The following is an 11,982-nucleotide window of genomic DNA, read 5'->3' as shown; positions in this document are numbered from 1 at the left end:
TAGTTAGATTTGGAGGAATATCGTCACACCTGAACATATCGAATGCAATATTAAAAAACATTAGTCGTGCTGGGAGGCAAATGGGCTTTTCTCGTCATCCGAGAACTTTTCAGCAAGGTGCTTTTCAGTATCCTCCAGAAAAACGGGGGTTTCTCGACAGTCTGGCAGTCCCAATGGGGCTGCTTTTTTTGTTTTTCCTTATCTAAACGCAGTGCATGGAAAACAATAACAATGGGTACAATATTTTCAAATCTGTGCGATTGAAATGAGGGGTCTGTATTCACGCCAATAGACGTACAACCGGAGCGACAGTTCGTTCATTCCTAGCTGCTTCGCTAAAAGGGGTCTCTCAAGTCATCTTGATCGAAAATGCAATATCAGGACTCATCATTCTTGTGGCGATTGCGATCAACAATATTTGGTTAGGGATCACCACCTTACTCTCAACCATGATTGGAACGTGGATTGGTCTTGCAGGCGGGAAAGACAGAACTGCGGCCGATCAAGGCTTGTTCGGATATAACTCGGCATTAACGGGGTTAGCCCTATCGTTGTTTCTCACTGGGACGACCAAATGGGCTATTGCTCTGGCCGGAGCAGCTATTACTGCGCTGGTTACGGCTGCTGTTATGCATGTTATGAGAAATTCCGAGCTCCCCGTGCTCACGCTTCCTTATATCCTCTTAACGTGGTTCTTTTTGCTCTCAACATTCCTGTTAGGGGGAGTGACCTTAAGTCCAGAGCTAGTGCCGCAGGATCTAACCCACTGGAAATTTAGTACAGAAGGTACAATCGATTGGATCAGCGGGATGATGAATGGGATTGGACAAGTGTATTTTCAAGATCATCTGTGGTCGGGCCTCCTCATTCTAATTGCCGTATTCTGGGCAAGTTGGAAGATGGGGCTATGCGCGGTTTTGGGAACGATTGTTGCATGGATCACGGCTTATGGCTTAGGTGCAGAAGTGAAGATGTTGAATCCTGGTCTCTATGGGTTTAATGCTGTCCTGACGACACTTGCAATCGCGATAGTATTCCATTCCAAGAAGAATATCGCATGGTTGATGGCGATCATCGCCGCCATGGTCACGGTGCCGATCACAGCAGGGTTGGGGACTTGGCTCTCTCCGTATGGGGTCCCTGTCCTAACGATGCCATTCGTTCTCGTGACATGGGTGTTTATCGCGGCAAGAAAGATTCTTCCCAAGCTATAAAGGCAAAAATAACAACTTAAAGAACGATGTAAAGGAGAAACGGACGGAATGAAACTCTCTGCTAGAGAACAGGAGAAGTTAATGATTGTTGTGGCCGCCGATCTTGCGAGACGACGGAAGGACCGCGGACTGAAGCTGAATTATCCAGAAGCCGTGGCCTTGATTACATATGAAATTCTGGAAGGTGCACGTGACGGGAAGACTGTGGCAGATTTAATGAAACAAGGCCGAGAAATATTGTCCAGTGATGATGTGATGGAGGGGGTTCCCGACATGATTAACGATATTCAGGTCGAGGCAACATTTCCTGACGGTACGAAGCTAGTCACCGTTCACGACCCTGTTAGTTAGGTATTTATCTTAGATCAGAAAGGAGACAAGCGATGAGACCAGGGGAGTATGTTTTTGGCGAGGGCGATATTGTGTGTAACGAAGGCAAGGAAACGCATGTGATCCATGTATTAAATACTGGGGATCGTCCGATTCAGGTCGGATCACACTATCATTTTTATGAAGTGAACCGTGCTTTGCAATTTGATAGAAATCAAGCTTTTGGATTGCATCTGAACATCCCGTCCGGGGCGGCAGTTCGCTTTGAACCTGGAGATGGCAAGGAAGTAGAGTTAGTGGCTTTCTCAGGTGAGCGTAAGGTATACGGACTGAATAATAAGACCGAAGGACCTTTGGATAAGGAGGGATCGAGATGAGCTTGCGCTTAACAAGACAACAATATGCGGATTTATTCGGACCGACAACAGGCGATGCCATTCGGCTGGCAGATAGCGAATTATTCATTCAAATTGAGAAGGACTATACGCGGTATGGCGATGAATGCAAGTTCGGCGGCGGCAAATCGATTCGTGACGGCATGGGGCAGCATCCACTCGCAACCCGTGCAGATGGTGCGCTGGACGTCGTAATTACGAATGCGGTTATTGTAGATTATACCGGTATCTATAAAGCGGATATTGGCATTGTGGACGGTAAAATTTCCGGTATTGGGAAAAGTGGTAATCCGCTTCTGATGGATGGTGTCGATCTGATTATCGGTGCGGGAACCGAAGTGATCTCTGCTGAAGGGCTTATTGTGACTGCGGGAGGCATTGACAGTCATGTTCATGTGATTAATCCCTATCAAGTGGAGACAGCCATCTCTGCCGGCCTAACGACGATGATCGGAGGAGGTACAGGTCCGGCGGAAGGATCGAAAGCCACCACATGTACGCCAGGCGTCTGGAACATACATCGCATGTTGGAAGCAGCGGAAGGGCTGCCGATTAATTTCGGTTTCCTGGGCAAAGGGAATGGATCGGCAATCGAACCGCTAGCGGAGCAGGTTCGTGCCGGGGCCATCGGATTGAAAATCCACGAAGACTGGGGGGCTACTGCTTCAGTGATTGACCATTCGCTGCGAGTTGCCGATGAGTACGATGTACAGGTCGCGATTCACACGGATACCTTGAACGAGTTCGGATTTGTTGAAGATACGATTGGAGCGATTAATGGCCGCGTCATTCATACGTACCATACGGAAGGAGCGGGTGGAGGGCATGCGCCAGACATTATTAAGATGGCCGGCTACCCGAATGTCTTGCCTGCTTCCACGAATCCGACGAAGCCATTCACCGTGAATACGATTGATGAGCATCTAGATATGTTAATGGTATGTCATCATCTGAGCCCTAAGGTGCCTGAAGATATTGCATTTGCCGACTCACGGATTCGTCGTGAGACGATTGCGGCAGAAGATATCCTGCATGATCTTGGTGTCATCAGCATCATGAGCTCGGATTCGCAAGCGATGGGTCGGATTGGTGAAGTCATTACCCGTACGTGGCAGACGGCAGATAAGATGAAGAAGCAGCGCGGCAAGCTGACAGGCGACGAAGGGGTTGGCGATAATAACCGCGTCAAGCGATACATTGCTAAATATACGATCAACCCTGCTATTGCGCATGGAATTTCTGAGTATGTGGGTTCCGTTGAAGTGGGGAAAGTGGCGGATCTCGTTACATGGCACCCGGCTTTCTTTGGCGTGAAGCCCGAAATGATTATAAAAAGCGGCATGGTGACTCATTCGGTGATGGGAGATGCGAACGCGGCGATCCCGACACCTCAGCCTATACTGTTCCGCTCCATGTTCGGTTCGTTCGGTAAAGCACTGCAGAGTACTTCGATTACATTTGTATCCCAAGCGGCATTTGATCTGGGCGTGCACAAACAATTGGGGCTGCAGAAGCAAATTCTTCCGGTTCGAGGCATTCGCAATCTGAAGAAACAAGATATGAAACATAACGCAGAAACACCCGAAATTGAGGTAGATCCTCAGACGTTCGAGGTAAAGGTAAATGGAGAATTGATCACTTGCGAGCCTGTCGACGTGGTGCCGATGGCGCAGCGGTATTTTTTATTCTGAGAAAGGGGATGTACATATGATTATTGAGGAAATTGTAGCCCGGCTAGAGCAGTTAAGCGCAGAAAACACAGGAAACCGCCATTTGGAGAAAGTATATTTGCCAAGCGATGACCTTGTGAAACGAATTCAGCGGGTCGTTACGGATCATGGTCGAGAGTTAGGCATTTCGTTGCGTCAACCAATGGATCTGAGTCATGGTGACGTTCTCTATATGGATGACCATAATATGATCGTGGTGGAGGTTCTCCCTGAGGATATTCTAGTGATCCAGCCGCGTTGTATGCGTGAAATGGGAGATATCGCACATAAGCTGGGAAATCGACATTTACCAGCGCAGTTCGAAAGCGATCGCATGCTCATTCAGTATGATTACTTGATTGAAGAGATGTTAGTACAAGCGGATATCCCTTACCTTCGCGAGACCATGAAAGTGAGTCAACCGTTCCGTCATATCGGACACAGTCATGGATAGTTATTTATTATCGCTGCTGCAGCTTTGCGATTCCAATTTGCCAACGGGGGCCTTTAGCCATTCCTTCGGGCTCGAGACCTATATCCAGAACGAGCAAGTCGTGAGTAAGCAGACCTTTGCCAAATGGTTGCAAGTTTATGTCAGAGAGCAACTGGTCTATAATGATGGACTGGCGCTCCGACTGGCATATGAAGCGCTCGTTCAAGATCAATGGGAGACGCTCTGGAACTTGGATCGCATGATCACGGTGCAGAGCATGGCACGCGAGACGCGGGAAGGTAGTGCAAGAATGGGCCAACGAATGATGCAATTGGGAATGGAACTTTATCTTATCCCGGCACTTGTAGGTTATCAAGATCGTGTGCAGGCGAAGCAATCCTCTGGTCATCCGGCGATTGTGTTTGCCATCATTGCCCATCATCTGGCGGTTCCGAAATCCACCGCGATTCTGTCTTATCTCTATTCTTGTACGGCAAGCTTGATACAGAATGGCGTACGAGGAATACCGCTCGGCCAGACAGATGGGCAGCGTTTATTTCAAGAGCTTCAATCGTATTTGTTGCAAGCGGTAGAAAAGATCGAAGGTTTAGACGAAGATGACTTCGGCATCACATCGCCCGGCATCGAAATATCACAAATGAAGCATGAGCGGCTGCATATACGGCTGTTTATGTCCTAGAACAAGAACGATACAACGGTAAGGAAGGGATAACAATGCAACCTATTCGGATTGGCGTAGGAGGCCCGGTTGGGGCCGGCAAAACCATGCTGGTGGAGAAATTAACCCGTCATATGCATGAGGATCTTAGCATGGCGGTTATTACGAATGACATTTATACCAAGGAAGATGCCAATTTTCTCATCCATCATGGAATTCTTCCCTCAGACCGGATCATTGGCGTAGAGACTGGAGGATGCCCGCATACGGCGATCCGAGAAGATGCTTCCATGAATTTTGCTGCGATTGCGGAATTAACAAGCCGGCATCCCGATGTGGAAATCATCTTTGTGGAGAGCGGAGGAGATAATCTGGCCGCTACCTTCAGTCCAGAGCTTGTTGATTTCTCCATCTATATCATCGATGTGGCACAGGGCGAGAAAATCCCGCGTAAAGGCGGCCAAGGGATGATTAAATCCGATTTGTTCATCATTAATAAAATTGATCTTGCTCCCTATGTGGGGGCCAGTCTTGATGTAATGGAGTCAGATACGAAAACGTTCCGTGGTAACAAACCGTTCGTGTTTACAAATTTAAAAGAAGATGTCGGTCTGTCAGATGTCGTCCATTGGATTCGAGAAAATGCGCTGCTGTCGGGATTACAATAGATGGAGAATTGGACTGGATTTCTTCGGCTTGCAGTTCGGCACAAGGAAGAGAGAACGATTCCTGCTGAGGTCTATAACCGGGGAGCCTTCAAAGTTACACCTCCTATCTATCTCGATGATCCCAGTCAACCTTGTTTCTACTTGATGAATCCGGGTGGCGGCTATGTCGGCGGAGATCGGTACAAAGCCGAAATCCATGTAGGTGAACGAGCGCAGATGCTGCTTACTACCCAATCCTCCACCAAAATCTTTAAAACGTTAACATCCCCGGTAACCCAAGACACATCTATTGTTATGGAGAAAGATAGCTATCTGGAGTACATGCCCGACCCCATCATCGCGTACCAGCATGCGCAATATCTACAGAACACCGTGATACGAATGGAACGGGGAGCATCATTGATTTACGGCGATATCATCACGCCTGGATGGTCTCCGGATGGAAGCTTGTTCCGGTACAACAGGCTTCAGTTAAAGACGATCGTGTATTACGAGGGCGAACTCGTGGTGCTCGATCATCTTCAGCTTCGTCCAGAAGTGCATGAAGTAGAGGGGTTGGGAATCCTTGAAGGGCACACCCATTTCGGAACGATGACGGTAATAGGGGAGAAGGCGACCTCTGACTTCGTTGAACAAATGAGTGATGCTCTTAGCGCTTGTGCAGGTTCTTGTAAAATAGGCTTGTCTGCGTTGATTCTCCCTGGGTTCTCCTTGCGCGTACTTGCCTCTTCGACCCAGCAAATCGAAGCGATATTTGAAGCGTGTCAGCGGTGTGTGCGCAAGCAGTGGTTCGGGAAGAAACCTATTTCATTTCGGAAGTATTAATAGAAGCCCCCCTTCATAAGGATAAAGATAGAACTTTGAAAAGGGGGTGCTTTCGTGGGTCTAGGGTTATTATCGGTTCTGGGTGTAGGTTTTCTTCTTGGGATAAAGCATGCGATCGAACCTGACCATGTTATTGCTGTTTCTACGATTGCAAGTCATAGCAAGAAGCTCTGGCGAACATCGCTTGCTGGGGTGTTTTGGGGTATTGGACACACGACTACGTTATTTGTAGTAGGTCTTATTCTGATTTTGACGAAGAATAATATCTCTGAGAAGGTATCCGGATCGTTAGAATTTTTGGTGGGCATCATGCTCGTATATCTCGGGATTAGCAGTTTAATCTCGGTGGGTAGGAGTAAGAAAGCGTATTTGCATCAACATCAACATCATCATGAAGAACATACCCACTATGTTTCCCAGCCGACTGCATCACACAAAGGGATTTCTTACATCAAGTCGATGGTCATTGGTCTCGTCCATGGGATTGCCGGCAGCGGCGCCATGGTTTTACTTACGATGTCGACTGTACAATCGGTTTGGGATGGAGCTTTATATATTCTGATATTTGGCTTAGGCACGATTGCGGGGATGTTGTTGTTTACAACTATTCTGGGTATTCCATTTGTCCTGAGTGCGAGCAATAGGCATGTGAACCTGACATTGACGCAAGTCACGGGTGTTGTGAGTACATTATTCGGGTTCTATTACATATATAGTCTGGGGATCACACAAGGGTTATTTGGGTGATTTCTAAACCATCAATCGATGCGCCATATCTTCTTATCTATCGGCTATTAGATTTGCCATTGATGGGATGTTCGGATGAATCAATTTTTTCAGGAGCTTCTGCGAGTGTTGCAGGAGCTTTTTGGGTTGGAAAAAAGGGATTAGCCATCGTTCATAAATTTCATTTATTGATGCAGATCAAGGTAACAAAATGTATTCAACTATAGACTAGAGATAGAAACAGAAACAAAAACAGAAACAGAGTTGCTGTTAAATTCATTTGGAGGCGATTATATGACGACCGTTAAATTTCAATTGGAAACTCTTTCTTGCCCATCTTGCGTGAAGAAAATTGAGAGTGCTCTTAATAAACAAGAAGGTGTAAAGGATGCACACGTGTTGTTCAACTCAAGCAAAGTAAAAGCCAATTTTGACGAAACATTAATCCCCATTGAACAGTTGGAAGTAACGATAACGAAGCTGGGTTATTCCGTGCTGTCTAAAAAGGTTTCATAACGATTGTTGAAAGGAATGAGGATGATGACAGGGAAGACGAAACGAAATATTACAGCGATCACAGGATTTCTTCTTGCTATAGCCTTTATGTTCTACCTGACTGGATGGCATCTGCCCCAAGAGATTATACTTGTGATCTCGACGATCATTGCTGGATTTCCTATCTTGATCAAGGCGATTCAAGCCCTGCGAATGAAGGCCTTCAGCATCGAACTTCTCGTTTCGATTGCGATTATTGGGGCTCTATTTATCGGAGAATATGTTGAATCTGCCATCGTTTCGTTCCTGTTCTTATTTGGTGCCTACCTCGAAGCGCGTACGCTGGAACAAACGAGATCCTCTTTAAAGAAATTAATGGATATGGCACCACTTGAAGCAACGGTTCTCCGGGATGGGGTAAGATGGACCCTACCAGTAGAGGAAGTACTAATTGGCGACCTTGTTGCTATCCAATCTGGCGAGAAGGTGGCGATTGATGGGAAGGTTGTATCAGGCCAAGCTTTCATCAATGAAGCAGCCATCACCGGTGAATCAGTACCTGCGAATAAGAAAATGGAAGACACGGTGTATAGCGGGACGATGGTTGATCACGGTTATATTGAAGTCATTGCTGAAAAAATTGGAGATGATACAACATTTTCAAAAATTATTGAACTCGTCGAAGAAGCACAGGAGTCAAAGACGAAGACAGAAAAATTTCTGGAGAAATTTGCAGCTATATATACGCCCGCTATCATCGTCGTAGCCGTCTTGGTCTTTCTAGTTACAAGAAACATCGAATTCACCTTGACATTTCTCGTGATCGCTTGTCCTGGGGCGCTTGTCATTTCTGCACCCGTCTCGATTGTTGCGGGGATTGGGAATGGTGCGAAGAATGGCGTATTAATTAAAGGTGGAGAAATAATGGAGAAGCTCGCGAAGGTCAATACCATCGTGTTTGATAAGACAGGGACCATAACGAAGGGATGTCCGGAGGTTACAGATATAAGAGCATTCTCCATGAAGGAGGATGATTTGCTAAAGATCGTAGCCGAGGCAGAAGTTGTATCGGAACACCATCTTGGTCAATCCATTGTGAAAGAAGCAAAGACAAGAAGTGTACCTCTTAGCAACAAACCGGACAATGTTGAAATCATCAAAGGGAATGGTATTCGGGCCCGCCTAGCAGGACACCAGCTCACAGTTGGTAACCGCAAACTCATGCTGGGTAATGGTATATCCATTTCCCCTGAAGCGGATGCCTATGCCGTAGACCGTGAGAGACAAGGGAACACTGCCATCTATGTTGCAGTGAATAGGAGCGTGGAGGGCATCATTTCGATTGCTGACCAAATCAGGCCAGAGGCAGCGGAGGCGATTATTAACTTAAGAGCAGCGGGAATCAAACAAATTTATATGTTGACAGGTGACAATCGCTATACTGCTGAACTTGTTGCTTCCAAACTGGGTATAGATCATGTTTTTGCAGAAATGTTACCAGAAGACAAAGTGACGAAGGTTCAGCAATTAAAAGATGAAGGTCTACGTGTTGCTATGATTGGGGATGGTATCAATGATGCACCGGCGATCGCAACGGCTGACATCGGTCTCGCCATGGGCGGCTCAGGGAGTGATGTCTCTATGGAAACAGCTGATGTTGTGTTGATGGCAGACAAGCTGGATAAGTTCGCACATGCCTATTCTCTTGCACAGGCCACGGTTAGTAATATGAAGCAGAACACGTTTTTTGCCGTCGGTACCGTCGTTCTTTTGCTCATTGGAGTTATATTGCAAAAGGTGTTTCTCGCCTCAGGCATGTTCATCCATGAATTGAGCGTTCTAATTGTTATTCTCAACGCCATCCGACTTGTGCGGTATACTAGTGAAAAGGCGTGGTACAATAAGCCCACTTCAAGAAATAGTGCAACACAACAAGTACGAGAGGGTGTGTAACCGTTGAATCCGAATTCCTGTGGACACTATGATCCGAGTGCCAAAGATATGCAACAGCTTTGCATCTCTTTGGTGCCGATATTTAATCATTTACAACCTGAGGAAATGAAAGAAATTGCCGCTACAACAAAGTCGGCCCGCTATGAACGGAATGGGCAGATTTATGGTGCGGGTGACCGTTCGGCTCATTTATATATCGTGCATCGCGGCAGAGTAAAGCTCTATCGGCTTTCAGAATCCGGTAAAGAGCAATTGATTCGTATTTTAGAACCGGGCGATTTTATGGGAGAGCTAGCTCTATTCTCGGAAACTGTGCTTGACTGCTACGCCGTAGCCATGGAGAAGACGGAATTATGTACGATACAGCGTAGCGATTTGCAGGAAATATTAATGAAATATCCGGCGATTTCTCTCAAAATAATGGAGGAGTTTAGCCGTCGTCTTGAGCAGACTGAGAAACAGGTGAGCAGTCTGACTTCAGCAGATGCGGAAGGGCGAATTGCTGCCTATTTGGTACAGTTAGCGAAAAAGGTGGATGCCCATGTCCACACGATTACCTTGCCGATGACGAAGAAGGATCTTGCCTCTTATCTCGGAACAACACCGGAAACCCTCAGTCGGAAATTGGCTGAGTTTCAGGAACGGGGATTTATCGAGCAGACTAGGCAGAGAGACATTCGGGTCTTGAATATCGAGGCATTGTCAGCAATGAGAACAAAATAAATCCAATCATAATGCGGTTAATCAGATGAAGCGAAACAGAACATTCATTCGAAACGTCCATTCGCTCGCATCTTGGCCCGATCCTTTTCTTTTAATCGCGGACATGCGTAACAGTAGCCAAATTCGCTATCCAAGCAATAAGCCAGACAACAAGCGGGTTTCACTAACATTTTTTGATCAGGGATATGGGGGTGTTCAATGAAGGTTGGATTAATATCAAACGGATTTTTACGAAGTCCGAACGCGCTGGCGTCGACATCGTGTGTGAGCAATTTATAATAATATATGATCCTTGTCCTACTATCTTCATCTGACGCTTCCGCAACCGCTTCTTCCATTTGAGCATATAACACATTAACGATTTGTCCCCATAATGGGACCACATGGATGTGAGCCAATTGGGACAACATTAGGATTACAGGCGTTACCTGTTCCCTGTAAAAAGATTCGAGTGATTTCTTGTAACCATCATCATGATCCATGATCGGAACTTCTATAAATCGCGCTTCGTGAACTTGAAATGAAAAAAGCGGATAGGAGTCACCTGCATACAATTGCACGGATAGATTAGATAATGATAAATCCAAAAGCAACTCGTCACCTCGATACAGCATGTACTGCATCGCACCGCATATCCCCGCATACCAGCTGATAAAAAAAGCTGCAGCTGCAGAACGTTCTCTTGCCTTGATGAGCGAGCCGTATGTATCGATTAAGTGTTTCATATTTTCAATTTTTAATAAATCGAAGGCAGGGATGGTAAGCACGGTTTTTTCGAGTTCATTCAAAGTAAGGTGAAATTTCTCTTCCAATTGTTGAAAATCAACCGCTCCCACTGTGTACCCTCCCATTATTTTTACCTATTTTTCAAAAGCATGAACGACGTCTTCAATAGCATAAAGGTCTGCCAGTGGAGACATGCCAATACTAAACCATTCCTTGCCTCCCACGCTGTGCACCTGATTTTTCTTCACGGCAGTCATGTTTTTCCACAAAGAGCTATTCAGCATTTCCTCAGCTCTATTCCGCACTTCTTCGCTGGACTCATCATCTAACTGCAAAATGATATGGTCAGGATTATATTCCGGTATTTTTTCCAATGAAATTGAAGCACTTAACTCACCCTGTGGAAAAGTTTCAACCGGTTTTAGACCTAGCTTCTTATGGATGAAGCTACCGCGATCACTATTTTCTCCGTAAACAACGATCTCCTTCGCCATAATCATCATGTACATGACTGTCTCGTCACCCACTAAAGAATGGAGTTTCTCCTTGGCTTCGGCTTCTTTTGTTTGCAAATCTTGAATGACCTTTTCAGCCTGTTCAACTTTGCCTAGAACCTCGCCAATATCCCGCAACTCATCACGCCAATCATCCCGCTGCGGCAAAAGTACAGTTGGTGCTATTTTAGAAAGCTGATCATAATCATTATCGGACCACCATAGAGGGGCAATTATTAAATCCGGCTCAGAAGCCAGAATTGCTTCAAAATTAGGTACTTTGGCAAGTCCCATCTTCAATGTATCTTTAAACGGTTCCTTTAAATAGGATGGGAAATCATTGTGATAGTTCTGTACCGCAATGGGCGTAACGTCTAGTGCATATAAAAACTCCGGGTAGACAACAGAAAGTCCAATGACCCTTTTAGGATCTGTTGGAATGCTTATGTCTCCTTTTAAAGTATTCATAACACGCTGTTCAGCCGTTGCTTCTTCACTCACTTTTGCATCATTCCCAGCTGCGTTTCCGGCATTATCGGCTCCGCAAGCAGTACTTAACATGACTACCCCTACGATAATTAACCCTGCAATTGCATTTCGTATGTACTTCAT

15 protein-coding genes and 1 pseudogene are annotated in these 11,982 nt (G+C 45.9%); 14 read left to right on the top strand and 2 right to left on the bottom strand.

Annotated features, from left to right (window positions below):
- Positions 1-7: 7 nt before the first annotated feature.
- From BVG16_RS33890 to BVG16_RS23590, 14 genes and pseudogenes are all read left to right on the top strand, one after another.
- Positions 8-111, top strand: a pseudogene (locus tag BVG16_RS33890) (winged helix-turn-helix transcriptional regulator); the annotation flags it as partial.
- Between the two features lie 167 nt (positions 112-278).
- A complete protein-coding gene (locus BVG16_RS23650) occupies positions 279-1,214 on the top strand; it encodes an urea transporter (protein WP_078501659.1) in 936 nt (311 codons plus the stop codon).
- A 48-nt stretch (positions 1,215-1,262) separates the two neighbouring features.
- On the top strand, positions 1,263-1,565 hold the full coding sequence (locus tag BVG16_RS23645; RefSeq protein ID WP_018759222.1) for an urease subunit gamma: 303 nt from the start codon (positions 1,263-1,265) through the stop codon (positions 1,563-1,565).
- A gap of 32 nt (positions 1,566-1,597) precedes the next feature.
- Positions 1,598-1,921 carry an urease subunit beta gene (locus BVG16_RS23640; protein WP_078501658.1) on the top strand — a complete coding sequence of 108 codons (324 nt, stop codon included), beginning with the start codon at positions 1,598-1,600 and terminating at the stop codon, positions 1,919-1,921.
- The gene (ureC, locus tag BVG16_RS23635) at positions 1,918-3,630 is read left to right on the top strand and encodes an urease subunit alpha (protein WP_078501657.1); all 1,713 of its coding nucleotides are present in this window, start codon (positions 1,918-1,920) and stop codon (positions 3,628-3,630) included. The genes BVG16_RS23640 and ureC overlap by 4 nt, the downstream gene beginning before the upstream one ends.
- Before the next feature lie 16 nt (positions 3,631-3,646).
- Positions 3,647-4,102, top strand: coding sequence for an urease accessory protein UreE (gene ureE, locus BVG16_RS23630; RefSeq protein ID WP_078501656.1), 456 nt, complete (start codon positions 3,647-3,649; stop codon positions 4,100-4,102).
- On the top strand, positions 4,095-4,781 hold the full coding sequence (locus BVG16_RS23625; RefSeq protein WP_078501655.1) for an urease accessory protein UreF: 687 nt from the start codon (positions 4,095-4,097) through the stop codon (positions 4,779-4,781). The genes ureE and BVG16_RS23625 overlap by 8 nt, the downstream gene beginning before the upstream one ends.
- Positions 4,782-4,816: 35 nt before the next feature.
- Positions 4,817-5,428, top strand: coding sequence for an urease accessory protein UreG (ureG, locus tag BVG16_RS23620; protein WP_078501654.1), 612 nt, complete (start codon positions 4,817-4,819; stop codon positions 5,426-5,428).
- Positions 5,429-6,253, top strand: a complete 825-nt coding sequence (locus BVG16_RS23615; RefSeq protein ID WP_078501653.1) for an urease accessory protein UreD — start codon at positions 5,429-5,431, stop codon at positions 6,251-6,253.
- A 54-nt stretch (positions 6,254-6,307) separates the two neighbouring features.
- Positions 6,308-7,000, top strand: coding sequence for a HoxN/HupN/NixA family nickel/cobalt transporter (locus tag BVG16_RS23610; RefSeq protein ID WP_018759215.1), 693 nt, complete (start codon positions 6,308-6,310; stop codon positions 6,998-7,000).
- Positions 6,997-7,206, top strand: a complete 210-nt coding sequence (locus tag BVG16_RS23605) for a hypothetical protein (RefSeq protein WP_078501652.1) — start codon at positions 6,997-6,999, stop codon at positions 7,204-7,206. The genes BVG16_RS23610 and BVG16_RS23605 overlap by 4 nt, the downstream gene beginning before the upstream one ends.
- Positions 7,207-7,273: 67 nt before the next feature.
- The gene (locus tag BVG16_RS23600; RefSeq protein WP_078501651.1) at positions 7,274-7,495 is read left to right on the top strand and encodes a heavy-metal-associated domain-containing protein; all 222 of its coding nucleotides are present in this window, start codon (positions 7,274-7,276) and stop codon (positions 7,493-7,495) included.
- 21 nt (positions 7,496-7,516) lie between these two features.
- Positions 7,517-9,427, top strand: coding sequence for a heavy metal translocating P-type ATPase (locus tag BVG16_RS23595; protein WP_332888808.1), 1,911 nt, complete (start codon positions 7,517-7,519; stop codon positions 9,425-9,427).
- Between the two features lie 3 nt (positions 9,428-9,430).
- Positions 9,431-10,150 (top strand): Crp/Fnr family transcriptional regulator, encoded by a 720-nt coding sequence (locus tag BVG16_RS23590; RefSeq protein ID WP_233147151.1) that lies wholly within the window; start codon positions 9,431-9,433, stop codon positions 10,148-10,150.
- Positions 10,151-10,194: 44 nt separating this feature from the next.
- Here the strand turns inward: BVG16_RS23590 and BVG16_RS23585 are convergent, their stop codons facing one another.
- Positions 10,195-10,986: a hypothetical protein gene (locus BVG16_RS23585; RefSeq protein WP_078501650.1), complete on the bottom strand. Its 792-nt coding sequence runs from the start codon at positions 10,984-10,986 to the stop codon at positions 10,195-10,197.
- A gap of 24 nt (positions 10,987-11,010) precedes the next feature.
- A complete protein-coding gene (locus tag BVG16_RS23580) occupies positions 11,011-11,982 on the bottom strand; it encodes an ABC transporter substrate-binding protein (protein WP_078501649.1) in 972 nt (323 codons plus the stop codon).

Origin of the sequence: Paenibacillus selenitireducens (genome assembly GCF_002021565.1) — a bacterium.
GTDB lineage: Bacteria > Bacillota > Bacilli > Paenibacillales > Paenibacillaceae > Paenibacillus_K > Paenibacillus_K selenitireducens.
Note: the sequence above shows the minus strand (reverse complement) of the source record. Positions and strands in the feature narration are given on the sequence as shown.

What these genes read in the sequence shown, in the direction of transcription:
- BVG16_RS23645 (WP_018759222.1), top strand. Translation starts at nt 1,263, where the DNA reads ATGAAACTCTCTGCTAGAGAACAGGAGAAGTTAATGATTGTTGTGGCC.
- BVG16_RS23580 (WP_078501649.1), bottom strand. Translation starts at nt 11,982, where the DNA reads ATGAAGTACATACGAAATGCAATTGCAGGGTTAATTATCGTAGGGGTA.
- BVG16_RS23625 (WP_078501655.1), top strand. Translation starts at nt 4,095, where the DNA reads ATGGATAGTTATTTATTATCGCTGCTGCAGCTTTGCGATTCCAATTTG.
- BVG16_RS23640 (WP_078501658.1), top strand. Translation starts at nt 1,598, where the DNA reads ATGAGACCAGGGGAGTATGTTTTTGGCGAGGGCGATATTGTGTGTAAC.
- BVG16_RS23615 (WP_078501653.1), top strand. Translation starts at nt 5,429, where the DNA reads ATGGAGAATTGGACTGGATTTCTTCGGCTTGCAGTTCGGCACAAGGAA.
- ureG (WP_078501654.1), top strand. Translation starts at nt 4,817, where the DNA reads ATGCAACCTATTCGGATTGGCGTAGGAGGCCCGGTTGGGGCCGGCAAA.
- BVG16_RS23595 (WP_332888808.1), top strand. Translation starts at nt 7,517, where the DNA reads ATGATGACAGGGAAGACGAAACGAAATATTACAGCGATCACAGGATTT.
- ureE (WP_078501656.1), top strand. Translation starts at nt 3,647, where the DNA reads ATGATTATTGAGGAAATTGTAGCCCGGCTAGAGCAGTTAAGCGCAGAA.
- ureC (WP_078501657.1), top strand. Translation starts at nt 1,918, where the DNA reads ATGAGCTTGCGCTTAACAAGACAACAATATGCGGATTTATTCGGACCG.
- BVG16_RS23600 (WP_078501651.1), top strand. Translation starts at nt 7,274, where the DNA reads ATGACGACCGTTAAATTTCAATTGGAAACTCTTTCTTGCCCATCTTGC.